The following is a 23,796-nucleotide window of genomic DNA, read 5'->3' as shown; positions in this document are numbered from 1 at the left end:
AGGCAAAACAAAACGGCCCGTAGGCCGTTTTTGCTAAATCTGCAAGCAACATACTGGAAAAGCGCCAGCGGTTGCAAATGGGATTTCTAGGCGATGCTCCCCGCGCCGCGGCACGGCGGCGAGGCGAAAACCGTATCCTGTAGCGCTTCCCATTCTTTAATCGTGTAGGTGTGCAACGCCAGGGCGTGCACCGTATTCGACAGCTCCTCGGTTAGCGTGCCGTAGATCATACGGTGGCGATTAAGGAAACGCTCGCCAGTGAAGCGATCGCTCACTAACACCACTTTAAAATGACTTTCAGAGCCCGCAGGGACGTTGTGACGATAACTTTCATCCACGACTTCGAGATACATCGGGTCGAACGCTGCTCTAAGTTTTGCTTCGATCTGTTCACGTATCATCATGAATTTTCTCCTCCGACAACGCTGAGATGCCGCCACTCCTTTTAAATGTTAGCCGCTTTTACCGCTTCCATTAGGAGAAAACAACAAAAAATTAGCATTGTTCTGATATTTTCATTCAAAAGTATCACGTTTACTGGCTCTGGTCGCCAGATCCGCCGGGGAAAGAGCGATTAACCGTAGCGGGGCGCTCAGAAAACCGCCAGGGCGATGGATTTACACGCGTTGCCACTTCCCCTTGCCGTTGGCAATGCTATGATGGCGGTAATTTTCCTTATAACAACACCATGCGTTGAGACCTGAACATGCTTAAGAAGATCCTTTTCCCGTTGGTCGCCATGTTTATGCTGGCAGGATGCGCCACGCCGCCGACCACCATTGAAGTATCGCCGAAAATCACGCTGCCGCAGCAGGATCCGAGCCTGATGGGCGTGACCGTCAGCATCAACGGCGCCGACCAGCGTCCGGACCAGGCGCTGGCGAAAGTGACGCGCGACAACCAACAGGTCACCCTCACCGCCTCCCGCGACCTGCGCTTCCTGCTGCAGGAAGTGCTGGAGAAACAAATGACCGCGCGCGGCTATATGATTGGCCCGAACGGCGCAGTCGATCTGCAGATCATCGTCAACAAACTTTACGCTGACGTCTCCCAGGGCAACGTGCGCTACAACATCGCCACCAAAGCCGATATCGCCATCATCGCCACCGCGGCAAACGGCACGAAGATGACCAAAAACTACCGCGCCAGCTACTCGGTTGAAGGCGCCTTCCAGGCCTCGAACAAAAACATCGCTGATGCCGTCAACAGCGTCCTGACCGATACCATCGCCGATATGGCGCAGGACACCAGCATCCACGATTTCATCAAGCAAAACGCGCGTTAATGCCACCACGAACCCGGCCTCCGCCGGGTTCGTGCTTTATGCTATGTCCAGTCACTACTTACGCATTTTTCAGCAGCCTAAATCAGCGATTTTGCTGATCCTCGGCTTCGCCTCCGGTCTGCCGCTGGCCCTCACCTCCGGTACCCTGCAGGCCTGGATGACGGTGGAAAATATCGATCTGAAAACGATCGGTTTTTTCTCGCTGGTCGGCCAGGCCTATGTCTTTAAATTTCTCTGGTCCCCGCTGATGGACCGCTACACGCCGCCGTTCCTCGGCCGACGTCGCGGCTGGCTGGTCACCACCCAGATCCTGCTCCTGTTGGCCATCGCGGCGATGGGCTTTCTTGAACCCGTCTCCCAGCTGCGCTGGATGGCGGCGCTGGCGGTGGTGATCGCCTTCTGTTCAGCGTCGCAGGATATTGTCTTTGACGCCTGGAAAACCGACGTTCTGCCGGCGGAAGAGCGCGGCGCCGGCGCCGCGATCAGCGTGCTGGGCTATCGCCTCGGGATGCTGGTCTCCGGCGGTCTGGCCCTGTGGCTCGCCGACCGCTATCTCGGCTGGCAGGGGATGTACTGGCTGATGGCGGCGCTGCTGGTGCCCTGCATCATCGCCACGCTGCTGGCGCCCGAGCCGAGCGACGTCATCCCGGTTCCCCGATCGCTGGAGCAGGCGGTGGTTGCGCCGCTGCGTGATTTTTTCGGCCGTAACAACGCCTGGCTTATTCTGTTGCTCATCGTTCTTTATAAGCTTGGCGATGCGTTTGCCATGAGCCTGACCACCACCTTTCTCATCCGCGGCGTCGGTTTTGACGCCGGTGAGGTGGGGATGGTGAACAAAACCTTAGGCCTGTTCGCCACCATTCTCGGCGCCCTGTACGGCGGCGTACTGATGCAGCGGCTGACGCTGTTCCGGGCGCTGCTGATCTTCGGTCTGCTGCAGGGGGTCTCCAACGCCGGCTACTGGCTGCTGTCGATTACCGATAAGCACCTCTATTCCATGGCGACCGCGGTATTCTTTGAGAACCTGTGCGGGGGAATGGGCACGGCGGCGTTTGTGGCGCTGCTGATGACGCTGTGCAACAAGTCGTTCTCCGCCACCCAGTTCGCGCTGCTCTCGGCGCTGTCCGCGGTTGGCCGCGTGTACGTCGGGCCGATTGCCGGCTGGTTCGTCGAGGCCCACGGCTGGTCCACCTTCTATCTCTTCTCTGTGGTCGCGGCGGTGCCGGGGATCGCGCTGCTGCTGCTGTGCCGGCAAACGCTCGAGCATACCCAACGCACGGCAAGCTTTATACCGCGTAGCGAATATCCGCAGGCCTATGCGCTGGCGCTGGGGATCCTGACGCTGGGCTGCCTGCTGCTGGCGGTATGGCTGGGTCTGCTGATCCTCAACGCGCTGGATTATACGTCGTTCAGCTTCCTGTCCGGCCTGCTGGAGGTTGCCGCGCTGACGGCCGTTGGCGGTATTTTGCTCGGCGGCCTGCTCGACTACCTGGCGCTGCGTAAAACCCACCTGATTTAAGGACGCTGCATCATTATTAGCCGTTGTAATTACGAAACGTAATTATAACGGCTTATTAACGCTTTTATATTGCCCGCCGCGCTATTTGTTGTTTTGTGCGTTTTTGTTTTCTGGAAATTATTGACAGTTTTTATTCGATTCTTTAAATAATTTAACCGATTCAGCTAAGCCGATTTTATTTTACGTTTCCACAATGTCTTTTATTTGATAATTAAATGTTAAACAATTGTTCTAATTTTTGGGTGGTTATGCCCATTCGCCGCTAAGCACTCCTTTTCTTATCCCTTTCGTTATCGATCCCACGAAAATCAGGCTTTGCAAGCGATTACGTAACACTACGTAACATATGTGACAAAGCAAGCAGAAGCCGCTAACACAGAACTGACAGAGATCCAATCATGTTTACAGTAATGCAACCTTACCGTAAAATGCCCGTACACTTTAAACGCCACCAGATCCCGTGGAATTGAGGTCGTTCAATGAGACTCAGGAAATACAATAAAAGTTTGGGATGGATGTCATTAATCGCAGGTACTGTATTACTCAGTGGTTGTGATTCTGCACTCCTTGACCCAAAAGGACAGATTGGACTGGAGCAACGCTCTTTGATTCTGACGGCCTTCGGCCTGATGATGATTGTCGTTATTCCCGCCGTCTTGATGGCAGTAGGATTTGCCTGGAAGTATCGCGCGAGCAATAAAGATGCGAAGTATAGCCCGAACTGGTCACACTCCAATAAAGTGGAAGCTGTGGTCTGGACGGTACCTATTCTGATCATCCTGTTCCTGGCCGTTCTGACCTGGAAAACCACTCACGCACTGGAGCCAAGCAAACCGCTTGTCCATGACGAGAAACCAATCACCATCGAAGTCGTATCGATGGACTGGAAATGGTTCTTTATCTATCCGGAACAGGGTATTGCTACCGTTAACGAAATCGCCTTCCCGGCGAACGTACCGGTACACTTCAAAGTGACCTCTAACTCGGTGATGAACTCGTTCTTTATTCCGCGCTTAGGCAGCCAGATCTACGCAATGGCCGGGATGCAGACTCAGCTGCACCTCATTGCTGACGAAGCTGGTACTTATGACGGTATCTCCGCTAGCTACAGTGGCCCGGGCTTCTCTGGTATGAAGTTCAAAGCGATTGCTACCCCGGATCGTGCAACTTTCGATCAGTGGGTTGAAAAAGCGAAACAGTCTCCGAACGCTATGGACTCTATGGCCGCGTTCGAGAAAGTGGCTGTGCCTAGCGAATATAACAAAGTGGAATACTTCTCTAACGTGAAGCCGGATCTGTTCAAAGATGTTGTGAACAAATTCATGTCTCACGAGAGCATGAACATGTCCAAACCTGAAGGCGAGCATGCCGCTCACGACGGGATGGAAGGCATGGACATGAGCCACGCGGAAACCGCTCACTAAGGGGCCGAGGAAGAAAACGATGTTCGGAAAACTTACACTGGATGCAGTGCCCTACCACGAACCTATTATCGTGGTAACGGTGGCTGCGATTATCATTGGGGGACTGGCGCTTCTGGCGGCCATCACTTACTTCGGTAAGTGGTCCTACCTATGGAACGAGTGGCTGACTTCTGTCGACCACAAACGTCTCGGTATCATGTACGTTATCGTGGCAATCGTCATGCTGCTGCGTGGCTTTGCTGACGCCATCATGATGCGTAGCCAGCAGGTGCTGGCCTCGGCCGGGGAAGCAGGCTTCCTGCCGCCTCATCACTACGATCAGATCTTTACCGCCCACGGCGTTATCATGATCTTCTTCGTGGCGATGCCGTTCGTTATCGGTCTGATGAACCTGGTGGTTCCGCTTCAGCTCGGCGCACGCGACGTAGCCTTCCCGTTCCTCAACAACCTGAGCTTCTGGTTCACCGTTGTGGGCGTGATTCTGGTTAACCTGTCTCTGGGCGTCGGTGAGTTCGCGCAGACCGGTTGGCTGGCCTATCCGCCGCTGTCGGGAATTGAGTACAGTCCTGGCGTAGGGGTCGACTACTGGATTTGGGCGCTGCAGCTCTCCGGTATCGGTACTACCCTGACCGGTATTAACTTCTTCGTGACCATTATCAAGATGCGCGCCCCGGGCATGACCATGTTCAAGATGCCGGTATTCTCCTGGGCATCTCTGTGCGCTAACATCCTGATTATCGCCTCTTTCCCCATTCTGACCGTCACCATCGCGCTGCTGACCCTGGATCGTTACCTGGGCACCCATTTCTTTACCAACGATATGGGTGGCAACATGATGATGTACATCAACCTGATTTGGGCCTGGGGTCACCCGGAAGTGTACATCCTGGTTCTGCCGGTGTTCGGGGTCTTCTCCGAAATCGCCGCGACCTTCTCGCGTAAGCGTCTGTTCGGTTACACCTCTCTGGTGTGGGCAACCGTCTGTATTACCGTTCTGTCGTTCATCGTTTGGCTGCACCACTTCTTCACCATGGGTGCCGGCGCAAACGTAAACGCCTTCTTCGGTATTACCACCATGATTATCGCGATCCCGACCGGGGTTAAGATCTTCAACTGGCTGTTCACCATGTATCAGGGTCGCATCGTCTTCAACTCGGCGATGATGTGGACTATCGGCTTTATCGTGACCTTCTCCGTAGGTGGGATGACCGGCGTGCTGCTGGCGGTACCGGGCGCGGACTTCGTTCTGCACAACAGCCTGTTCCTGATCGCGCACTTCCATAACGTTATCATCGGCGGCGTGGTATTCGGTTGCTTCGCAGGTCTGACCTACTGGTGGCCGAAAGCCTTTGGCTTCACCCTGAACGAAACCTGGGGCAAACGCGCTTTCTGGTTCTGGATCATCGGCTTCTTCGTAGCATTTATGCCGCTGTACGTGCTGGGCTTCATGGGGATGACCCGTCGTCTGAGCCAGCAGATCGATCCGCAGTTCCACCCGATGCTGGTTGTTGCAGCTTGCGGTGCGGCGCTGATCGCCTGCGGTATCCTGTGCCAGCTGATTCAGTTCTACGTCTCTATTCGCGACCGCGATCAGAACCGTGACCTGACCGGTGACCCGTGGGGTGGCCGTACGCTGGAGTGGGCAACCTCTTCTCCACCGCCGTTCTACAACTTCGCTATCGTTCCTCAGGTTCACGAGCGTGACGCCTTCTGGGAAATGAAAGAGAAAGGTGAAGCGTACAAACAGCCTGCTCACTATGAAGAAATTCATATGCCGAAAAACAGCGGCGCCGGCATCGTCATTGCCGCCTTCGCGACGGTATTTGGTTTCGCCATGATCTGGCATATCTGGTGGATGGCGATCGCCAGCTTCATCGGCATCGTAGCGACCTGGATTATTAAGAGCTTTGACGAGGACGTGGATTACTACGTACCGGTTGCAGAAGTCGAAAAACTGGAAAAACAGCATTTCGATGAGATTAACAAAGCAGGGCTGAAAAATGGCAACTGATACTCTTGCGCATACTGCCCACGCGCATGAACACGGGCACCATGATACAGGACCGATGAAGGTATTCGGTTTCTGGATCTACCTGATGAGCGACTGCATTATCTTCGCTACGCTGTTTGCTACCTATGCCGTTCTGGTGAACGGCACGGCCGGCGGACCGACTGGCAAAGATATTTTCGAACTGCCGTTCGTTCTGGTTGAAACCGCACTGCTGCTGTTCAGCTCCATCACCTACGGCATGGCGGCTATCGCCATGTACAAAAACAACAAGAGCCAGGTGGTTTCCTGGCTGGCGTTGACCTGGTTGTTTGGCGCCGGATTTATCGGGATGGAAATCTATGAATTCCATCACCTGATCATGGAAGGCTTTGGTCCGGATCGTAGTGGCTTCCTGTCCGCGTTCTTCGCGCTGGTCGGCACCCACGGTCTGCACGTGACCTCTGGCCTTATCTGGATGGCGGTGCTGATGTTCCAGGTTTCACGTCGTGGCCTGACCAGCACTAACCGCACGCGTATCCTGTGCCTGAGCCTGTTCTGGCACTTCCTGGACGTCGTGTGGATCTGCGTGTTCTCGGTTGTCTATCTGATGGGGGCGATGTAATGAGTCATTCTACCGATCATAGCGGCGCTTCTCACGGCAGCGTGAAGAGCTACATGACAGGATTTATCCTGTCCATCATCCTGACGGTCATTCCGTTCGCCATGGTGATGAGTGGCTCCGCCTCGCATGCGGTTATCCTTGGCACCATTCTGGTGACCGCTGTGGTGCAGATCGTGGTACACCTCGTGTACTTCCTGCATATGAACAGCAAGTCCGATGAAGGCTGGAACCTGACCGCATTTATCTTCACCGTAATCATCATTGCGATCGTGGTTGTCGGCTCCATCTGGATTATGTGGAACCTGAACTACAACATGATGATGCACTAAGAGCGGCGAGTATGTTTAAGCAATACCTGCAAGTTACGAAACCAGGCATTATTTTTGGCAACCTGATCTCCGTGATCGGCGGTTTCCTGCTGGCCTCCAAAGGCCACATCGACTATCCGCTGTTCGTCTGGACGCTCCTTGGAGTATCCCTGGTGGTCGCCTCGGGTTGTGTATTCAACAACTACATCGACCGGGACATCGATCGTAAGATGGAACGGACGAAAAACCGGGTGCTGGTCAAAGGGCTGATCTCGCCAGAAGCTTCGCTGGTGTACGCCACCTTGCTGGGTATTGCTGGCTTTATGCTGCTGTGGTTCGGCGCAAATCCGCTGGCCTGCTGGCTGGGGGTGATGGGGTTCGTGGTTTATGTCGGCGTCTACAGCCTGTACATGAAACGCCACTCTGTCTACGGCACGCTGATTGGCTCACTCTCCGGCGCCGCGCCGCCGGTGATTGGCTACTGCGCGGTCACCGGTGATTTCGACAGCGGTGCGGCGATCCTGCTGGCTATCTTTAGCCTGTGGCAGATGCCTCACTCCTACGCCATCGCGATTTTCCGCTTTAAGGATTATCAGGCGGCGAATATTCCGGTGCTGCCGGTGGTGAAAGGCATTTCGGTCGCCAAAAACCATATTACGCTGTACATCGTCGCCTTTGCCGTTGCGACCCTGATGCTCTCGCTGGGCGGTTACGCCGGGTATAAATACCTGGTCGTGGCGGCAGCGGTCAGCGTCTGGTGGCTGGGTATGGCGCTGCGTGGCTACAAAGTGGCAGATGACAAAGTCTGGGCGCGCAAGCTGTTCGTCTTTTCCATCGTCGCCATCACTGCGCTGTCCGTGATGATGTCTGTTGACTTTATGGTGCCGGATTCACATAGCCTGCTGGCTTACGTGAGATAATCTCGCTCTCCAGTACGATATAAAGCCCCGTCTTGACGGGGCTTTTTCTTTTCTGTTTCAAATTGGTTCCTTTCTCATTTCATACTTCCCCTCCCCTCCCCCGCATCGGTTTCGCTATCTCACGCCAAAAAATGAGGAAAAAATGAGCTTGTGCTAACCGGTTATCGCTCGCGCCGCACGCGCCCGCGATGCTACTTTTCTCCTCGGGTTTACACCCGTTTGGGAAATATTCACTACAAGGAATCGCAATGAAAGAATTAACACTGAACGAAATGGAGTACATCTCCGGCGGCTTTAACCTGATCGGCGCGGCCAACGGCTTCGCCAGCTTTGTCGCCAACTCTGCCGTCGGCTTCACCTCGTTTGTCCTCACCTCCGGTACCGCCTTCGCCTCATTCGTTGGCGACAGCGCGATGGCGTTTGGTTCCTTCCTGACCGGTCAGACAAACTGGGAAACCTTTGTGACCACCGGTAAGGAAAACTGGGGTAGCTTCGTCAATACCGCCGGCACCAGCTGGAACACCTTTGTCGATAACGCCGCCAGCGACTGGAGCAGCTTCCTCAACAAAGCGTCAGCCTAAGCGACGTCTCGCCGAGGGCAGCGCATCGGCTGCCCTGTTTAACCCACCAGCATCGCCTGCGCGCTATAGAGCAGATCAAGGTGGTCGCGGCATAACGCGTCCAGCGAAGTCCGCGATTGATGACTGGTCAGACTTAACGCTCCCCACCAGGTCCCTTCCCTGTCGGTTAACGGTACCGCCAGCACCAGCATACCAATCTCAAACTCCTGCTCGATAGTGGCATACCCCTGACGCCGCACCTGGGCAATCTTCTCCATCAACGACGCGACGTCGGTCACCGTATAGGGCGTGCGTTGTTCCCGGGTAATGCGCTGTAGAACCGCTTCACACTCTGCTTCCGGCAGCGAAGCCAGCCATAGCCGCCCCCCGGCGGTACAAAAGATGGGCACCCGCTCCCCAAGCCGAACCGACGTGGAGTTAAATGGTGTGTGACGGCTGCGGGCGATATAGACCAGTTCATCTTCATCCACCACCCCCACCGAGGCGTGCTCCTCGGTCCGGCTGGCGATGTATTCGACAATCGGCCGCACCATGCGGGGAAACTGCGCCGAATCGACGTAGGCCTGACCAAGCCGCAGCGTCTTCGGGGTAAGCCAGTAATAGCGCCCATCGGTTTGCAAATAGCGCTCATGCAGCAGCGTCAACAGAAAACGTCGTGCCGCGCTTTGCGTCAGGCCGCTCATTTTCGCCGCCTGAGCGACGGTGAGCTTTGGGCAGGTTTTAGAAAAAAGCTGGATGAGCGCCAACCCTTTTTGTAAACCGACGATCAGATCGCGAGGATGAATGGTGTTTTGCATATTCGCTCACATTTTTGCAACATCATTATCGATTTCCTGCGATTATCGCAGCGATCGTGCGATTAACAACCGACATGTCCGAATTCTGCGTTGTCGCTCCCAGCTTCCACTGAAATACTTTCACAACATTCATTTAACAAATGAGGTTTGCAATGGTCAGTGGAACTACCCAGGTTGTCGCCGTGATTGGTCATCCGATCGCCCAGGTGAAATCACCGGATAACTTCAACCGCTACTTTGCCGAACAGCACATGGACAGCGTCATGATCCCGGTGGATATCGCCCCTGACGCGGTGGCCGCCTACCTCAACGCCCTGCGCGGCTGGCAGAACATGAGCGGCGTGCTGGTGACGGTGCCGCATAAACAACGCGCCGCCGCGCTGGTCGACGAGCTTACGCCGCGCGCCCGCCGACTCAACGCCATCAATGTGATCCGCAAGCTGGCGGATGGCCGGTTACAGGGCGATATGCTGGACGGCGTCGGCTTTCTGCTCGCCGCCGAGGCACAGGGTTTTCAGCCGGCGGGTAAGCAGGCGCTGCTCTCCGGTTGCGGCGGCGTCGGCAGCGCCATCGCCTGGGGATTGTGCGAGGCGGGGCTCCGTCAGCTGGCTCTGCACGATCAAAACCCCGCCACCCGGCAACGCCTGCACGACCTTCTGGCTGAAGCCTTTCCGGCGGTGCGACTGAGCGCGCTGCCGGACACCCTGCACGGCGTCGATCTGCTGGTCAACGGCTCGCCGGCCGGCATGGCCGGATTTGATGCGCTGCCCCTGCCGCAGGCGCTGCTGGAGACCCTCGGCAGCGCCACCCACGTGGCTGACGTTGTCACCGCCCCGGTGATGACGCCGTTGCTCACCTTCGCCGCCGCCCGCGGCTGCCGGGTACAGACCGGGCCGGAAATGGCGCTGGCGCAGATGACGCTGATGGGCCAGTTTATCGGCGCCATCCCGCCGGCGCAGGGAGCGGCGGCATGAAGAGCTGGGACGTGATCGTCATCGGCAGCGGCGCCGCTGGCTTTGCCGCCGCGGTCACCGCCAGCTGCAAAGGGCTGTCGGTGCTGATGCTGGAGAAAGCCGGTCAGTTCGGCGGCACCTCGGCCATCTCTGGCGGCGCCGTGTGGCTGCACGATACCGACCAGGCGCGCGCCGCGGGCAAAAGCGGTAGCGCCGAAGCGATCAAAACCTATCTGCGAACCATTATCGGCGAGGCCCACTACCGCGAAGATATCGCCGAGGCGTTTGTCAGCGCCGGGCGAGAGGCCCTCGCCTTTCTGGAGCGCGAGGGGGCGGTGAAGTATAGCCTGCGCCCACTCTCACCTGATTACTATCCGGATGAGCCCGGCGCCGTCGACGTCGGTCGGGCGCTGGAGGTGGTGGAGTATGACGGCCGTGAACTGGGTGACGCGTTTCGCGACCTGCGCTCGCCGCCGCCGGGGATGCTGCTGTTTGGCGGAATGATGGTCAACCGCGTCGACATTCAACATTTTCTCGATATGCGTCGCTCGCTGCGCTCCCTGGCCCATTGCACCCGACTGCTGCTGCGCTACGCCCGCGACCGGGTGACATACCCTCGCGGCACCCGCCTGGCGATGGGCAATGCCCTGATTGCCCGCATGGCGACCACGGCGCTGCGTAAAGGCATGAGCCTGCGGCTGAATGTCAATGTTCTGGCGCTGCGCGAAGCGCAAGGCGCGGTCACCGGGGTAGAGATCGAGTGTCAGGGGCAAAGAGAGACGCTGCACGCCCGGCGAGGAGTGGTGCTGGCCGCTGGCGGTTTTGCCGCTGGCGCGCTGGCGGCGCGCTATCGGCCTGACACCCGAGAGCACTTCACCATGTCGCCGCCGGCCAATGATGGCGCCGCGCTGCGTCTCGCGGCGGCGCTTAACGCTCGCGAGGGAGCCGATCGGGCATCCAACTTTTTCTGGGCGCCGGTATCGGTGCTGACCCGGTCCGACGGCAGCGAGGAGCGCTTCCCCCACCTGGTGACCGACCGGGCCAAGCCGGGCGTGATTGCCGTCAATCAGCGGGCGGTACGCTTCGTTAATGAGTCCAGCTCCTATCACCATTTTGCCAGCGCGATGCAGCGTGCTGCGGAGAATGCCCCCTGCTTTTTACTGTGCGACGCTCAGGCGATGAAGCGTTACGGCCTCGGGCTGGCGCGCCCGGCGCCGGTGAACAATGACGCCCTGATCGCCGCCGGCTATCTGCACAAAGCCGACACCCTGGCCGCGCTGGCGCAGCAGCTTGGGCTGGATGACCACACCCTGAGCGAGACGGTCGCCCGCTACAATCGTGACGCCGCGCAGGGCTTGGACCGTGAGTTTGCCAAAGGCGGCAACAGCTATAACCGGGCGATGGGCGATCCGGGCCATCACCCTGACGCCTGCAACGCTCCCCTGCTCAGCGCGCCGTTCTATGCCATCAAACTCTATACCGGCGATCTGGGGACTTCCCGGGGTCTGGTCACCACCGCCGATGCCCAGGTCGTCAACGCCGAAGGAAAGCCTATCGCGGGGCTGTACGCGGTGGGAAACGACATGGATTCGCTGATGGCCGGCACCTACCCGGGTCCCGGCATCACCCTTGGCCCGGGGCTGACGTTTGGCTACCTCGCCGCCTGCCATCTGGCGCAACCCGCCACCCACTAATCAGGAAAACATCATGATCTACGAAAAACGCACCTACACCATCAATCCGCTGAAAATGGCCGACTGGCTGGCGCTGTACCAAAGCGATGCCCTGGCGGTGCAAACTGACCATCTCGGCAAACTGATCGGCTTCTTTTTTACCGAGATCGGCGTGGTCAATCAGGTAGTGCACATCTGGGCTTACGAAAGCCTGGACGATCGCCTGGTACGCCGCGCGCGGATGGCCCAGGACGAGCGCTGGCAGACCTTCTCGCGGAAAAATCGCGAACTGGCCGCCGTGGAGCGCCTCGAGTCGGTGCTGATGCGCCCCACCGCTTTTTCACCATTGCAGTAAGGAGTCCATCATGAGCGGGCCTGTGAAGGTGGATATGCTGGTGGTCGGCTCCGGCGCGGCGGGACTCTCTGCCGCGGTCACCGCGGCAATGCACGGCGCCAGCGTCATGGTGGCGGAGAAGGCGTCAGTGCTCGGCGGAACCAGCGCCTGGTCCGGCGGCTGGCTGTGGATCCCCCGTAACCCGCTGGCGCGGGCGGAGGGCATCGACGAAGCGGCCGATGCCCCGCTGACCTATCTGCAGCATGAGATGGGGGGCGAAGCCGCCGACGAACGGCTGCAGACCTTCCTGCGTCACGGGCCGGAAATGGTGGATTTTTTTCATCAGCGGACGGCGGTGAAGTTTCTGTCGGGCAGCGCTATGCCGGACTTTCACGCGTCGCCGGGCGCGGCGAACGGTGGGCGGTCGGTGACCGCTCAGCCCTACGATGGCCGCCTGCTCGGCGACTGGCTCCACCGACTGCGCCCGCCGCTGGAGACCATCAGCCTGGCCGGGATGGGCATCGCCGGCGGCGCGGACATGGCGCATTTTTTTAACGCCACCCGCTCGCCGCGCTCCGCGCTGTATGCCGCCCGCCGCCTGCTGCGCCACGGCTGGCAGCGGTTGCGCGCCGGACGGGGGCAGCATCTGGTCAATGGCAATGCGCTGGTCGCCCGTCTGCTGCGATCCGCCCTCGACGCCGGAGTGCGCTTTCAACTCAATGCGCCTGCGGTTCGGCTGCTGCAGGGGCCGCAGGGCGTGTCCGGCGCGGTGCTGCGCAGCGATGACGGGGAGATGCACGTCGAAGCGGGCGCCGTGGTGCTCGCCTGCGGCGGTTTTCCCCACGATCGGCAGCGCCTGGCGCAGGTGGTGCCTCACGCCGCGGAGGGCTACGGCCATTTCTCCGCCGCGCCGCCTGACAATCAGGGCGAGGGGATCCGCCTTGGCGAATCCGTCGGCGGCCAGTTCGATACCCGCCTGCGCCACCCGCTGGCCTGGGCGCCGGTGTCCCGCGTCACCCTCGCCAGCGGCCAGCAGCTGATGTTTCCCCATCTGGTGGAGCGAGCCAAGCCCGGGGTGATCGCCGTCCTGCCTAACGGCAAACGCTTTGTTAACGAGGCCGACTCCTATCACGACTTTATCGCCGCCCTGCTGGCGGCGACGCCCGTGGGCGACACGCCGCAGGCCTGGCTGCTGGCCGATCGGCGCGCGCTGCGCCGCTATGGCCTGGGCCACGCCAGGCCCTTCCCGTTCACCCCTACCGCCTGGCTGCGTACCGGCTATCTGCTGCGAGGAAACACCCTGGCCGAGCTGGCGAAACGGTGCGCCATCGATACCGATGCGCTGGCGGAAACCGTTGAACGCTTTAATCACTTCGCCAGCACCGGTGAAGACGTCGATTTTCACCGCGGCGCATCGGCCTATAACCGCGCGCAGGGTGACCATCAGGTGACGCTCGGACCGCTGCGCGAAGGGCCGTTCTACGCGGTGCGCATTCTGCCCGGCTCGCTGGGCACCTTTAGCGGATTGCAAACCGACGAACACGCTCGGGTGCTGGACGGGCAGCAGCAGCCGATACCGGGCCTGTTCGCCATCGGCAACGACATGTCGAGCGTGATGCGCGGCTATTACCCCAGCGGAGGGATCACCCTCGGGCCGGCGATGACCTTCGGCTACCTGGTGGGCAAAAAACTGGCTGAAAACACAATAAAAACAGAGCAATAACAACCAGGGACGGCAATAACCCTGGCTAACTTCACCTGCAACTGAACCGGAGCCATTTATGAACATGCGTACCCTATCGCTCGCCGCGCTGAGCCTGCTCGATGTCTCTCCCCCCGAACAGGTGCGGATAGCGGCCAGAACCGGTTTTACCCACGTGGGTCTGCGGCTGCTGCCCGCCACCCCCGCCGACCCGGACTACGATATGCTGGGCGATACCCCCGCCGTCCGCGCGACCCTGGCCGCGCTGATGGAAACCGGCATCCGCGTCTCGGACGTGGAGATCGTCCGCCTGAGCCCGGGGTTTACCCTCGACGATCGGCTGCAGCGCTTTATGGAGACCGCCGCGCGGCTTGGCGCCGGGCAGGTGTTAGTCGCCGGGAATGACGACAACCTGCAGCGCAGCGCCGACAACCTGGCCACTCTCGCCGCGGCCGGCCGCCCGTTTGGCCTGACCATGAACCTTGAGCCAATGCCCTGGACCCAGCTGCGCACGATCGCCGATGCGCAGGCGCTGATCGCCGCCAGCGGGCGGGAGGATATCGGCATCCTGGTGGACGCCCTTCATTTCTGGCGCGCGGGAGAATCGCTCGCCGCCCTCTCCAGTCTGCCCGCGCATCATCTGAACTATATGCAGCTCTGCGATGGCGCGGCGCAGCGGCCGGAAAGCGAGCAGGAGCTCATCCGCCAGGCCCGCTCAGCGCGCAACGTGCCGGGGGAAGGCGGTTTGGATCTGTACGGTCTGATGTCGGCTCTGCCGGCGACGCTGCCGGTCTCCCTCGAGGTGCCGCTCGACGGCGAGCAGGGCGCCCTGCCGCCCCTCCAGCGGGCGCAATTACTGTTCACTGCCGCGCAGCCCTACCTGCGCTCCTGCGCATAAGGAATCCGCTATGACACAGACTCAACGCCTGGATGTCAGAGAGTTAATTAACCGTAACCCGCTGAGCCGCTTTCAAAAGCAGATTATTTTTCTCGGCTTTTGCGTTATCGCTCTCGATGGGTTTGATATCGCGATCATGGGCTTTATCGCCCCGACGCTGAAGCTGGAGTGGGGGGTAAGCAACCACCAGCTGGGCCTGGTGATCAGCGCCGCGCTGATCGGCCTCGCGCTGGGCGCTATTTTCTCTGGCCCGCTCGCCGACTGGCTGGGACGCAAAAAGATCATCATCAACAGCGTCTTCTTCTTCGGCTTCTGGACCATCGCCACCGCCTTCTCGCACAACATTGAGCAGATGATGTTCTTCCGCTTTATGACCGGCCTTGGACTGGGTGCCGCGATGCCGAACATCGGGACGCTGGTGTCGGAATACGCTCCGGAACGCCAGCGCTCATTTATTATTACCGTCATCTTCTGCGGCTTCACCTTCGGCGCGGCGGCCGGAGGATTCACCGCATCATGGCTGATCCCGCAGTTTGGCTGGCACTCGCTGATGGCGCTCGGCGGCATTCTGCCGCTGCTGTTTGCCCCCCTGCTTATCTGGCGGCTGCCGGAATCAGTTCGTTTTCTGGTGATCAAACAAGCGCCAGCGGCGCGCATTCGCGCCATCCTTAATCGTCTTTATCCCGGACAAATCAGCGACAACGTGACGTTTATCCTGCCGGCGCAGCCGGCGGCCGGCAACGCGATGCGCATTGTGCTCTCCCGCCAGTACGGCTTTGGCTCGTTGATGCTATGGCTGGTCTATTTTATGGGGCTGTTCCTGGTCTATATTCTCGGCAGCTGGCTGCCAACGCTGGTTAAGGAGGTCGGGCTTACCGTCAGCCAGGCGGCCGTGATGACGGCGATCTACCAGGCGGGAGGCACACTCGGCTCGCTGTTTGCCGGCTGGCTGATGGACCGCATCAATCCCCATCGCGCGCTGGGAATGATCTACGCCGTCGGCGGCCTGTTTACCATGGCGATGGGCTACGCCGCGGGCAGCTTTGCCTTGCTCTGTATGCTGGCGTTTATCAGCGGCGCCTGCCTGAACGGCGCCAATACGGGCATGAACGCCCTCTCCGCCCGTTACTACCCCACGCAGGCGCGGGCGACAGGCTCCAGCTGGATGCACGGCGTCGGGCGGATCGGCGCGATCCTCAGCGCCTTTGCCGGCGCTGAGATGATGGCGCTCAACCTGCCCTTCGAAAGCGTCTTTTTGATCCTCGGCATCCCGGCTGCCCTCACCGTCGCAGGCCTGGCGGCGAAGGGCATCTTCGCCGCAGGTAATCCTCCCGCCGCTTCGCCAGCCCCCGCCTCTGTGCGCGGAGCGTAATGCGGTATCCTTCCTCCGGTGCAATCTGCGGATTGCACCGCGCGCTGCGGCTAAAAAGAACATTTATTTCATCTTGCTGTGTAACGAAAAGCGCTCCGCAACCGTCCGGCCTGCACCCATTGCCGTTGTTTCCCCTCTCCTCTTTTCAAGCCAGCAGAAAATAAACTTCTGCTTATTCGATCCCCTTCGCATATATGAAAAATAAATTCCACATAACAATTGAAACAGAACAAACATTTCCTTAAGTTTAGGTCAGTTTATCCGGATGCGCGTTGCCGCAGGCGTCGGCATTGAGCGCCTCAGAGTGCGAATGATTTCAAAAAGGAGAGCACCATGTTAAACGGTCTGAAACCCTTATCCCGTTCCCTGCGTTGGGGCATGGTCGGCGGCGGGGGAACCAGCCAGATCGGCTACAGCCACCGCTGTGCGGCGCTGCGTGACAATGTTTACACCCTGCTGGCCGGCGCGCTTGACGTTGATGCCGAGCGCGGGCGCGCGTTTGGTGAGCAGCTGGGCATCGCGCCGGAGCGCTGCTACGCCGACTACCAGACCCTGTTTCGTGAAGAAGCCCGCCGTCCTGACGGGATCGAGGTCGTCTCGGTCACCACCCCGAACAATACCCATTTCGCCATCACCAAAGCGGCGCTGGAAGCGGGCCTCCACGTCATCTGTGAAAAGCCCCTCTGCTTTACCGCCGAAGAGGCGCGCGAGCTGGTGGACCTGAGCAAAAAACAGAACAAAATCGTCGGCGTCACCTACGGCTACGCCGGCTATCAGATGATCCAGCAGGCGCGGCAGATGATTGCCGATGGGCTGCTCGGCGAGATCCGCATCGTCAATATGCAGTTCGCCCACGGCTTTCATAACCAGGCCGTCGAGCTGCAGGCAGAATCCACCCGCTGGCGCGTAACGCCGAAGTTCGCCGGGCCCAGCTATGTGCTGGGGGATCTGGCCACCCATCCCCTGTTTGTCGCCGAAACCATGGCGCCGCAGCTCAATATCAAACGGCTGATGTGCTCCCGCCAGAGCTTTGTCCCCTCCCGCGCGCCGCTGGAAGATAACGCCTTTGTCCTGATGGAGTATGACAACGGCGCGGTTGGCTCGATGTGGACCAGCGCGGTGAACAGCGGCGCCATGCACTCGCAAAAAGTGCGCATCGTCGGCGAAAAGGCGAGTATCGAATGGTGGGATGAGCATCCTAACCAGCTCAGCTATGAGGTGCAGGGCGAGCCAGCGCGCATTCTGGAACGCGGGATGCCCTACCTGAGCGCAAACGCGCTGGCGGACGATCGCATCGGCGGCGGCCACCCGGAAGGGCTGTTTGAAGCCTGGGCCAACCTGTATCGCCGCTATGCGCAGGCGATTGACGCCACGGACCGTGACGATCGCGCCTTCCTGCAAGACTTCTGGTATCCGGACGTCGAAGCCGGGCTGCACGGCGTCTACTGGGTCGAGCAGTGCGTCAAATCGGCTGATGCCGGCAGCCAGTGGGTTGACTTTACTTTACCTTAATTTTCCCCCTCGCCAGTGGAGTCCCCCTCCACTGGTTTATTGATTTTTACCAACTTGTCGCATCACGCAACAGCCCCGTAATATCTGTTAAACAAACATTTATTTACGCTTCTTACCCCCCGCCGCTACACTAGGCGCAGTTTTTATATTGAGGTGGTAATGAACGATAACAAAATGACGCCAGGGGAACTGCGCGCGACCTGGGGTTTGGGGACGGTATTCTCCCTGCGCATGCTTGGCATGTTTATGGTCCTGCCGGTTCTGACCACGTATGGCATGGCATTGCAGGGCGCCAGTGAAGCGCTGATTGGCCTGGCGATCGGCATCTACGGTCTGGCGCAGGCGGTGTTCCAGATCCCCTTCGGACTGTTATCTGACCGTATTGGCCGCAAGCCGTTGATCGTCGGCGGCCTGCTTATCTTCGTGCTCGGCAGCGTCATCGCCGCGCTCACCGACTCCATTTGGGGCATCATTCTTGGCCGCGCCCTGCAGGGTTCCGGCGCCATCGCCGCCGCGGTCATGGCCCTGCTCTCCGATCTCACCCGCGAACAGAACCGCACCAAAGCGATGGCGTTTATTGGCGTCAGCTTCGGCGTCACTTTCGCTATCGCCATGGTGCTGGGGCCGATTATTACCCATCAGCTGGGCCTGCACGCCCTGTTCTGGATGATCGCCATCCTGGCGACCGTCGGCATCCTGCTCACCCTGTGGGTGGTTCCCAACAGCCAGAATCATGTGCTTAACCGCGAATCCGGGATGGTGAAGGGCTGCTTTAGCAAGGTGCTGGCGGAGCCGCGCCTGCTGAAGCTCAACTTTGGCATCATGTGCCTGCACATCATGCTGATGTCCACGTTTGTCGCGCTGCCCGGACAGCTGGAGGCCGCCGGCTTCCCGGCCGCCGAGCACTGGAAGATTTACCTGGTCACCATGGTTATCTCCTTCATCTCGGTGGTGCCGTTTATTATCTACGCCGAAGTGAAGCGCAAGATGAAGCGCGTCTTTTTGCTCTGCGTGGCCATCCTGCTGATTGCGGAAATTGTCCTCTGGGGCGCCGGAGGCTACTTCTGGGAGCTGGTAGCGGGCGTTCAGCTCTTCTTCCTGGCGTTTAACCTGCTGGAAGCGCTACTGCCGTCATTGATTAGCAAAGAGTCGCCAGCGGGCTATAAAGGCACCGCGATGGGCGTCTACTCCACCAGCCAGTTCCTCGGGGTGGCGATTGGCGGCGCCCTTGGCGGCTGGGTCGATGGTTTCTTTGATTCACAGACCGTGTTTCTGCTGGGCGCGCTGCTGGCGATGCTGTGGCTGCTGGTGGCCAGCACCATGAGCGAGCCGCCCTACGTCAGCAGTCTGCGGGTGGAGGTACCGGACGGCGTGGTGGTCGACAGCGCGCTGCAGGCGCGTCTGCTCAGCGCCAGCGGGGTTCATCAGGCGCTGGTGGTGCCCGAGGAGCGTTCGGTGTATATCAAAATCGACAGCAAGGTCACCAACCGCTTCGAGATAGAGCAGCTCATCAAAGGGGTATAAAAAAAGCGGGGAATTCCCCGCTTTTTGCTGTCAGTCTGCCGCCTTAGTCGCGGAAGTTTTTGAACTGGAACGGCTGTCCCAGATCGCCACCGCGCACCAGCGCCATCACCGACTGCAGATCGTCGCGGGACTTACCGGTCACGCGGATCTCTTCGCCCTGAATCTGGGCCTGCACTTTCAGCTTGCTGTCTTTAATCAGTTTAACGATCTTCTTCTGCACCGCGCTTTCAATGCCCTGTTTCAGCTTCGCTTCAACAAACCAGGTTTTACCGCTGTGTACGATATCTTCCGGCACGTCGAGGGAGGTGCCTTCAATGCCGCGCTTGAGCAGCTTGGCGCGCAGGATATCCAGCAGCTGATTCACCTGGAAGTCAGACTCGCTCAGCACTTTAATGGTCTTGTTGGCGTCGTTTAATTCAAACGTGGCTTCAACGCCACGAAAATCAAAACGCGACTCGACTTCGCGGCTCGCGTTGTCCACCGCGTTACGGGCTTCCTGAAGATCAACTTCAGAGACAATATCGAAAGATGGCATCTTTTCCTCTCCTTCCGTTTCTTTTGCGTTGCATAATACCTGCAACGCGGCATAACTCAACTTGTTATCCCGGAAGCTTAGCTGATTACGCAACGCTCGCGCTATTTTCCCCATGCTGCCCGACGACGCCGAAACCCCCTTTCCGTCCGACGATGCGAAAAGCGACGAGATATACTTTAGCCATCAGCGCCTGGGGTAGCGGCAGATGAGGAGGAACAATGAAAGTAACCGTACTGGGATGCGGTGCACTGGGACAACTATGGCTGACCGCGTTGTGCAAACAGGGACATGAAGTCCAGGGCTGGCTACGCGTACCGCAGCCATTCTGTAGCGTCAACGTCATTGAAACCGACGGCTCGGTGTTCAACGAGTCGCTGACGGCCAACGACCCCGATTTTCTTGCCAGCAGCGAGCTGCTGATTGTCACCTTAAAAGCCTGGCAGGTTTCAAACGCGGTGAAGCACCTGGCCGCGATCCTGCCGGTCACCACGCCGATTGTGCTGGTGCATAACGGCATGGGAACCGTCGAGGAGCTGCGCAGCGTGAAACAGCCGTTGCTGCTGGCCTCCACCACCCAGGCGGCGCGCCGCGACGGGAATGTCATCATCCACGTCGCCCAGGGCACCACGCATATCGGGCCGGCGAAAAGCTACGAAGAGGACTACAGCTACCTCGCTGAAGTGCTGCAGAGCGTGCTGCCGGATGTCGCCTGGCACAACAATATCTTCTCGGCCACCTGGCGCAAGCTGGCGGTTAACTGCGTGATTAACCCCCTGACCGCGCTAAAAGGATGTAAAAACGGCGATCTGCGCGACTATCCGCAGGAAGTTGCGGCCATTTGTCGCGAGGTGGCGGCAGTGATGGAGCGCGAAGGTATTCATACCTCGGCGGAAAACCTGCTATTTTATGTCGAACAGGTGATTGAAAGTACGGCAGAAAATATCTCATCCATGCTGCAGGACGTTCGCGCCCAGCGGCACACGGAGATCGACTATATCACCGGTTTTCTGCTCAACCGCGCCCGCGCCCACGGCGTTGCCGTACCGGAAAACGCCCGCTTATTTGAACTGGTCAAGCGTAAGGAGAATGAATATGAGCGCGTCGGCACTGATTTGCCTCGCCCCTGGTAGCGAAGAGACCGAAGCGGTCACCACCATCGACCTGCTGGTCCGCGGCGGAGTCAAAGTGACCACCGCCAGCGTCGCCAGCGACGGCAATCTGACCATCCTCTGCTCGCGCGGCGTCAAACTTCTGGCGGATGCCCCGCTGGTAGAGGTGGCCGATGGCGATTTCGATATCATCGTCCTCCCGGGCGGTATCAAGGGCGCAGAGTGCTTCCGCGACAGCCCGTTGCTGGTGGAAACCGTCCGACAGTTCCATCTCTCCGGGCGCATTGTGGCCGCCATCTGTGCCGCCCCGGCGACCGTGCTGGTGCCCCATCAGCTGTTCCCGATCGGCAACATGACCGGTTTTCCGGCGCTGAAGGATCATATCCCCGCCGATCAGTGGCAGGATAAACGGGTGGTCTGGGATCCACGGGTGAATCTGTTAACCAGCCAGGCGCCGGGAACATCGATTGATTTCGCCCTGAAAATGATCGATCTGCTGGTGGGGCGCGAGAAAGCGTATGAGGTCGCCTCGCAGCTGGTGATGGCCGCCGGCATCTATAATTACTACGAAGCCTGATAGCCGGTCCGCGCCGCGGACTGGCTCCCCCTTTTCCTGAGGAGTCGTAGCATGTCCCGAAGCGCAACCGATTCTCGCGATCTTGTTATCAGCCGCCTGCTCAGCGCGCCCGTCCCTGCCCTGTGGCGCGCGTGGGCCGACCCGGCATTACTCAAAACCTGGTGGTGCCCGAAGCCCTGGCAAACCGAGGTGCTGGCCTTTGATTTTCGCGCCGGCGGGGCCTTTCACACCGTGATGCACGGCCCTGACGGTGAACGCAGCGATAACCCCGGCTGTTTTCTTGAGGTTATCCCGCAACAAAAAATCGTCATGACCTCGATGCTGACGGCGGATTATCGTCCCGCCGTTTCCCCCTTCGCGATGACGGCTATCATCACCTTTGCCGATGAACAGGGCGGGTGTCGCTATATGGCCACGGTGCTGCATGCCGACGATGAAACCCGCGAGCAGCATGAGCAGATGGGATTTTTCGAGGGCTGGAATATTGTCATCGATCAGCTGAATGACCTGGCGCTGACCCTGCGCTAATACACGCCCCTGCCAATAGTAAAAAGGCCTTCCATCAGGGAAGGCCTTTTGCATCATAACAACCTGTTACGGGCGATAAACTTTTACGTTGCTGAAACCCTGCTCGCGCAGATAAAGCGCCTGCAGACGGCTCATCACCCCGCGTTCGCACCATAGCAGCCAGGTTTTGCTCTGATCGAGATCGCCAAATTTGGTGCTCAGCTTATAGAACGGCAGGGAAACGACCTCAACCCCCTCGACCTTCAGCGGCTTGTCTTCCTGCTCGTCGATGGAGCGAATGTCGAGGATCGCATCGTTGGCGCCAAAGCCGGTCACGGTTTCCACTTCCACCACCGTCTCTTCCGTCTGCTGGGCGATTTCGCGAATATCGATATTGCTCGCCTCTTCCACCACTTTATCGAGGATGCTGAAATCGAAGTGTTCTTCTTCCGCTTCAATCTTCGCCTTCACCGCCTTCACGGTCGGGCTTTTGGAGATCACGCCGCAGTACTCCGGCATGGTGCGGGCGAAATCTTCCGTGCCGATCTCGCGGGCCAGGTCGATGATGTGCTCTTTATCGTGCGAAATCAGCGGACGCAGGATCAGGGTATCGGAGACGTTGTCGATCAGGCGCAGGTTGGTGAGAGTCTGACTGGAGACCTGGCCCAGCGCTTCGCCGGTGACCAGCGCCTGCACGCCGTAGCGTTCCGCGACCTTTGACGCGGCGCGGACCATCATGCGCTTGAGCACCACGCCCATCTGACCGTCATCCACTTTTTCGAGGATTTCGCCGACCACCGGCTCAAAGTTAATCGCCACAAAGCGAACGCGGTGTGAGCTGCCGAAGCGGTTCCACAGATAATGCGCGACCTGGCGGACGCCAATCTCATGGGCGGCGCCGCCAAGGTTAAAGAAGCAGTAGTGCACACGGCAGCCGCGGCGCATCAGCATGTAGCTGGAGACGCCGGAGTCAAAGCCGCCGGAAATCAGCGACAGCACATCTTCCTGCGTGCCGATCGGGAAGCCGCCGATACCTTCATAGCGGCCTTTCACCAGCAGCAAGCGATCGTTTTCAATCTCAAGGTTGACGGTGACGTCCGGGTCGGTCAGCTTCACGCGCGCCGTTTCAATATGCTGATTCAGGCCGCCGCCGACGTAGCGCTCCACCTCAATTGAGGTGAATTCATGTTTGCCGCGACGCTTCACCCGCACGCAGAAGGTTTTGCCTTCCAGCGCCTCGCGCCACAGCGGTAGCGTCTGCTCAAAAATATCGTGCAGCGAGGTGAACGGTACGTCTTCGACTTCCAGAATATGGTGGATGCCGGGAATACGGGTCAGCGCATCGCGAATAGCCGGGCGCTGATTTTCATCTTTCGCGCGAACTTCGATATGATCCCAATGACGAACGACGGCCAGCGTCTCGTCAAAGTTTTTGAGAACGTTACGAATGTTCCCGGTTAAGATTTTAATGAAGCGCAACCGCACAGATTGGCTTTTGATGGTGATTTCCGGGAACAATTTAATGATAAACTTCATGGCGACAATAGTTCGTTGGCAAGCCCGACGGGGCTTTAAGCAAAAGTTGTAAAGCAGCGCACACCGGTGCCTGCATCCTGGGCGCGGAGTATATCACCATTGCGCGTTATTTGCTTAC

The 23,796-nt window shown here is 58.9% G+C and carries 23 protein-coding genes; 19 read left to right on the top strand and 4 right to left on the bottom strand.

What is annotated here, in order from left to right; all coding sequences use genetic code 11:
- Positions 1 to 86: 86 nt before the first annotated feature.
- Positions 87 to 404, bottom strand: coding sequence for a transcriptional regulator BolA (bolA, locus tag ABLV52_RS19970; protein ID WP_002891649.1), 318 nt, complete (start codon positions 402 to 404; stop codon positions 87 to 89).
- A gap of 302 nt (positions 405 to 706) precedes the next feature.
- Here bolA and ABLV52_RS19965 point away from each other — a divergent pair, with 302 nt between their 5' ends.
- The 8 genes from ABLV52_RS19965 to ABLV52_RS19930 all read left to right on the top strand — a co-directional run bounded on the left by ABLV52_RS19965 (position 707) and on the right by ABLV52_RS19930 (position 8,649).
- Positions 707 to 1,285 (top strand): lipoprotein, encoded by a 579-nt coding sequence (locus ABLV52_RS19965; RefSeq protein WP_004204800.1) that lies wholly within the window; start codon positions 707 to 709, stop codon positions 1,283 to 1,285.
- 43 nt (positions 1,286 to 1,328) lie between these two features.
- On the top strand, positions 1,329 to 2,804 hold the full coding sequence (gene ampG, locus ABLV52_RS19960) for a muropeptide MFS transporter AmpG (protein WP_032453853.1): 1,476 nt from the start codon (positions 1,329 to 1,331) through the stop codon (positions 2,802 to 2,804).
- Positions 2,805 to 3,283: 479 nt separating this feature from the next.
- Positions 3,284 to 4,228: a cytochrome o ubiquinol oxidase subunit II gene (cyoA, locus tag ABLV52_RS19955; RefSeq protein ID WP_004204802.1), complete on the top strand. Its 945-nt coding sequence runs from the start codon at positions 3,284 to 3,286 to the stop codon at positions 4,226 to 4,228.
- A gap of 19 nt (positions 4,229 to 4,247) precedes the next feature.
- Positions 4,248 to 6,239, top strand: coding sequence for a cytochrome o ubiquinol oxidase subunit I (cyoB, locus tag ABLV52_RS19950; RefSeq protein ID WP_004204804.1), 1,992 nt, complete (start codon positions 4,248 to 4,250; stop codon positions 6,237 to 6,239).
- Entirely contained in the window at positions 6,229 to 6,840 is a 612-nt protein-coding gene (locus ABLV52_RS19945) for a cytochrome o ubiquinol oxidase subunit III (RefSeq protein WP_002891635.1), read from the top strand. Before cyoB ends, ABLV52_RS19945 begins: the two co-directional genes overlap by 11 nt.
- Positions 6,840 to 7,169, top strand: coding sequence for a cytochrome o ubiquinol oxidase subunit IV (locus ABLV52_RS19940; RefSeq protein ID WP_002891634.1), 330 nt, complete (start codon positions 6,840 to 6,842; stop codon positions 7,167 to 7,169). Before ABLV52_RS19945 ends, ABLV52_RS19940 begins: the two co-directional genes overlap by 1 nt.
- Before the next feature lie 11 nt (positions 7,170 to 7,180).
- On the top strand, positions 7,181 to 8,068 hold the full coding sequence (gene cyoE / locus ABLV52_RS19935; protein WP_002891629.1) for a heme o synthase: 888 nt from the start codon (positions 7,181 to 7,183) through the stop codon (positions 8,066 to 8,068).
- Positions 8,069 to 8,316: 248 nt separating this feature from the next.
- Entirely contained in the window at positions 8,317 to 8,649 is a 333-nt protein-coding gene (locus ABLV52_RS19930) for a hypothetical protein (RefSeq protein ID WP_348890852.1), read from the top strand.
- Positions 8,650 to 8,687: 38 nt separating this feature from the next.
- Here the strand turns inward: ABLV52_RS19930 and ABLV52_RS19925 are convergent, their stop codons facing one another.
- A complete protein-coding gene (locus tag ABLV52_RS19925) occupies positions 8,688 to 9,446 on the bottom strand; it encodes an IclR family transcriptional regulator C-terminal domain-containing protein (protein ID WP_023288610.1) in 759 nt (252 codons plus the stop codon).
- A 152-nt stretch (positions 9,447 to 9,598) separates the two neighbouring features.
- Here ABLV52_RS19925 and ABLV52_RS19920 point away from each other — a divergent pair, with 152 nt between their 5' ends.
- The 8 genes from ABLV52_RS19920 to ABLV52_RS19885 all read left to right on the top strand — a co-directional run bounded on the left by ABLV52_RS19920 (position 9,599) and on the right by ABLV52_RS19885 (position 19,414).
- Entirely contained in the window at positions 9,599 to 10,420 is an 822-nt protein-coding gene (locus ABLV52_RS19920) for a shikimate dehydrogenase (RefSeq protein ID WP_048296853.1), read from the top strand.
- A complete protein-coding gene (locus ABLV52_RS19915) occupies positions 10,417 to 12,093 on the top strand; it encodes an FAD-dependent oxidoreductase (RefSeq protein WP_348890851.1) in 1,677 nt (558 codons plus the stop codon). Before ABLV52_RS19920 ends, ABLV52_RS19915 begins: the two co-directional genes overlap by 4 nt.
- Positions 12,094 to 12,106: 13 nt before the next feature.
- Complete coding sequence (locus tag ABLV52_RS19910) at positions 12,107 to 12,427, top strand: NIPSNAP family protein (RefSeq protein WP_004204812.1); 321 nt, start codon at positions 12,107 to 12,109, stop codon at positions 12,425 to 12,427.
- Between the two features lie 10 nt (positions 12,428 to 12,437).
- Positions 12,438 to 14,129 (top strand): FAD-dependent oxidoreductase, encoded by a 1,692-nt coding sequence (locus ABLV52_RS19905; protein ID WP_147733605.1) that lies wholly within the window; start codon positions 12,438 to 12,440, stop codon positions 14,127 to 14,129.
- A 58-nt stretch (positions 14,130 to 14,187) separates the two neighbouring features.
- Positions 14,188 to 15,006 (top strand): TIM barrel protein, encoded by an 819-nt coding sequence (locus ABLV52_RS19900; RefSeq protein ID WP_086075213.1) that lies wholly within the window; start codon positions 14,188 to 14,190, stop codon positions 15,004 to 15,006.
- A 10-nt stretch (positions 15,007 to 15,016) separates the two neighbouring features.
- Entirely contained in the window at positions 15,017 to 16,378 is a 1,362-nt protein-coding gene (locus ABLV52_RS19895) for an aromatic acid/H+ symport family MFS transporter (RefSeq protein ID WP_017898923.1), read from the top strand.
- Positions 16,379 to 16,711: 333 nt separating this feature from the next.
- The gene (locus tag ABLV52_RS19890; protein ID WP_023288604.1) at positions 16,712 to 17,890 is read left to right on the top strand and encodes a Gfo/Idh/MocA family oxidoreductase; all 1,179 of its coding nucleotides are present in this window, start codon (positions 16,712 to 16,714) and stop codon (positions 17,888 to 17,890) included.
- Positions 17,891 to 18,049: 159 nt separating this feature from the next.
- Positions 18,050 to 19,414, top strand: coding sequence for an MFS transporter (locus ABLV52_RS19885; RefSeq protein WP_023288603.1), 1,365 nt, complete (start codon positions 18,050 to 18,052; stop codon positions 19,412 to 19,414).
- A 43-nt stretch (positions 19,415 to 19,457) separates the two neighbouring features.
- Here ABLV52_RS19885 and ABLV52_RS19880 read toward each other — a convergent pair whose 3' ends face one another.
- Entirely contained in the window at positions 19,458 to 19,949 is a 492-nt protein-coding gene (locus tag ABLV52_RS19880) for a YajQ family cyclic di-GMP-binding protein (RefSeq protein WP_002891465.1), read from the bottom strand.
- 218 nt (positions 19,950 to 20,167) lie between these two features.
- On the opposite strand from ABLV52_RS19880, the gene panE reads away from it, so the two are divergent.
- From panE to ABLV52_RS19865, 3 genes are read left to right on the top strand one after another with little or no spacing between them, the layout of a single operon-like run.
- Complete coding sequence (gene panE, locus ABLV52_RS19875) at positions 20,168 to 21,079, top strand: 2-dehydropantoate 2-reductase (RefSeq protein ID WP_023288602.1); 912 nt, start codon at positions 20,168 to 20,170, stop codon at positions 21,077 to 21,079.
- Positions 21,042 to 21,635 carry a protein deglycase YajL gene (gene yajL, locus ABLV52_RS19870; protein WP_050533094.1) on the top strand — a complete coding sequence of 198 codons (594 nt, stop codon included), beginning with the start codon at positions 21,042 to 21,044 and terminating at the stop codon, positions 21,633 to 21,635. The genes panE and yajL overlap by 38 nt, the downstream gene beginning before the upstream one ends.
- Positions 21,636 to 21,686: 51 nt before the next feature.
- Positions 21,687 to 22,163 carry an SRPBCC family protein gene (locus ABLV52_RS19865; protein ID WP_110237850.1) on the top strand — a complete coding sequence of 159 codons (477 nt, stop codon included), beginning with the start codon at positions 21,687 to 21,689 and terminating at the stop codon, positions 22,161 to 22,163.
- A 66-nt stretch (positions 22,164 to 22,229) separates the two neighbouring features.
- On the opposite strand, the gene thiI is transcribed toward ABLV52_RS19865, so the two are convergent.
- Positions 22,230 to 23,678 carry a tRNA uracil 4-sulfurtransferase ThiI gene (gene thiI / locus ABLV52_RS19860; protein WP_348890850.1) on the bottom strand — a complete coding sequence of 483 codons (1,449 nt, stop codon included), beginning with the start codon at positions 23,676 to 23,678 and terminating at the stop codon, positions 22,230 to 22,232.
- Positions 23,679 to 23,796 lie beyond the last annotated feature (118 nt).

This window comes from Klebsiella sp. GB_Kp056 (genome assembly GCF_040064755.1).
GTDB classification, from domain to species: Bacteria; Pseudomonadota; Gammaproteobacteria; order Enterobacterales; family Enterobacteriaceae; genus Klebsiella; species Klebsiella quasipneumoniae.
This window is presented reverse-complemented; position numbering and strand designations above follow the sequence as displayed.

What these genes read in the sequence shown, in the direction of transcription:
- ABLV52_RS19895 (WP_017898923.1), top strand. Translation starts at nt 15,017, where the DNA reads ATGACACAGACTCAACGCCTGGATGTCAGAGAGTTAATTAACCGTAAC.
- ABLV52_RS19945 (WP_002891635.1), top strand. Translation starts at nt 6,229, where the DNA reads ATGGCAACTGATACTCTTGCGCATACTGCCCACGCGCATGAACACGGG.
- cyoA (WP_004204802.1), top strand. Translation starts at nt 3,284, where the DNA reads ATGAGACTCAGGAAATACAATAAAAGTTTGGGATGGATGTCATTAATC.
- ABLV52_RS19930 (WP_348890852.1), top strand. Translation starts at nt 8,317, where the DNA reads ATGAAAGAATTAACACTGAACGAAATGGAGTACATCTCCGGCGGCTTT.
- cyoE (WP_002891629.1), top strand. Translation starts at nt 7,181, where the DNA reads ATGTTTAAGCAATACCTGCAAGTTACGAAACCAGGCATTATTTTTGGC.
- yajL (WP_050533094.1), top strand. Translation starts at nt 21,042, where the DNA reads ATGAGCGCGTCGGCACTGATTTGCCTCGCCCCTGGTAGCGAAGAGACC.
- ABLV52_RS19885 (WP_023288603.1), top strand. Translation starts at nt 18,050, where the DNA reads ATGAACGATAACAAAATGACGCCAGGGGAACTGCGCGCGACCTGGGGT.
- ABLV52_RS19910 (WP_004204812.1), top strand. Translation starts at nt 12,107, where the DNA reads ATGATCTACGAAAAACGCACCTACACCATCAATCCGCTGAAAATGGCC.
- ABLV52_RS19880 (WP_002891465.1), bottom strand. Translation starts at nt 19,949, where the DNA reads ATGCCATCTTTCGATATTGTCTCTGAAGTTGATCTTCAGGAAGCCCGT.
- thiI (WP_348890850.1), bottom strand. Translation starts at nt 23,678, where the DNA reads ATGAAGTTTATCATTAAATTGTTCCCGGAAATCACCATCAAAAGCCAA.
- bolA (WP_002891649.1), bottom strand. Translation starts at nt 404, where the DNA reads ATGATGATACGTGAACAGATCGAAGCAAAACTTAGAGCAGCGTTCGAC.
- ABLV52_RS19900 (WP_086075213.1), top strand. Translation starts at nt 14,188, where the DNA reads ATGAACATGCGTACCCTATCGCTCGCCGCGCTGAGCCTGCTCGATGTC.
- ABLV52_RS19965 (WP_004204800.1), top strand. Translation starts at nt 707, where the DNA reads ATGCTTAAGAAGATCCTTTTCCCGTTGGTCGCCATGTTTATGCTGGCA.
- ABLV52_RS19905 (WP_147733605.1), top strand. Translation starts at nt 12,438, where the DNA reads ATGAGCGGGCCTGTGAAGGTGGATATGCTGGTGGTCGGCTCCGGCGCG.
- ABLV52_RS19940 (WP_002891634.1), top strand. Translation starts at nt 6,840, where the DNA reads ATGAGTCATTCTACCGATCATAGCGGCGCTTCTCACGGCAGCGTGAAG.
- cyoB (WP_004204804.1), top strand. Translation starts at nt 4,248, where the DNA reads ATGTTCGGAAAACTTACACTGGATGCAGTGCCCTACCACGAACCTATT.
- ABLV52_RS19865 (WP_110237850.1), top strand. Translation starts at nt 21,687, where the DNA reads ATGTCCCGAAGCGCAACCGATTCTCGCGATCTTGTTATCAGCCGCCTG.
- panE (WP_023288602.1), top strand. Translation starts at nt 20,168, where the DNA reads ATGAAAGTAACCGTACTGGGATGCGGTGCACTGGGACAACTATGGCTG.
- ABLV52_RS19920 (WP_048296853.1), top strand. Translation starts at nt 9,599, where the DNA reads ATGGTCAGTGGAACTACCCAGGTTGTCGCCGTGATTGGTCATCCGATC.
- ampG (WP_032453853.1), top strand. Translation starts at nt 1,329, where the DNA reads ATGTCCAGTCACTACTTACGCATTTTTCAGCAGCCTAAATCAGCGATT.
- ABLV52_RS19890 (WP_023288604.1), top strand. Translation starts at nt 16,712, where the DNA reads ATGTTAAACGGTCTGAAACCCTTATCCCGTTCCCTGCGTTGGGGCATG.
- ABLV52_RS19915 (WP_348890851.1), top strand. Translation starts at nt 10,417, where the DNA reads ATGAAGAGCTGGGACGTGATCGTCATCGGCAGCGGCGCCGCTGGCTTT.
- ABLV52_RS19925 (WP_023288610.1), bottom strand. Translation starts at nt 9,446, where the DNA reads ATGCAAAACACCATTCATCCTCGCGATCTGATCGTCGGTTTACAAAAA.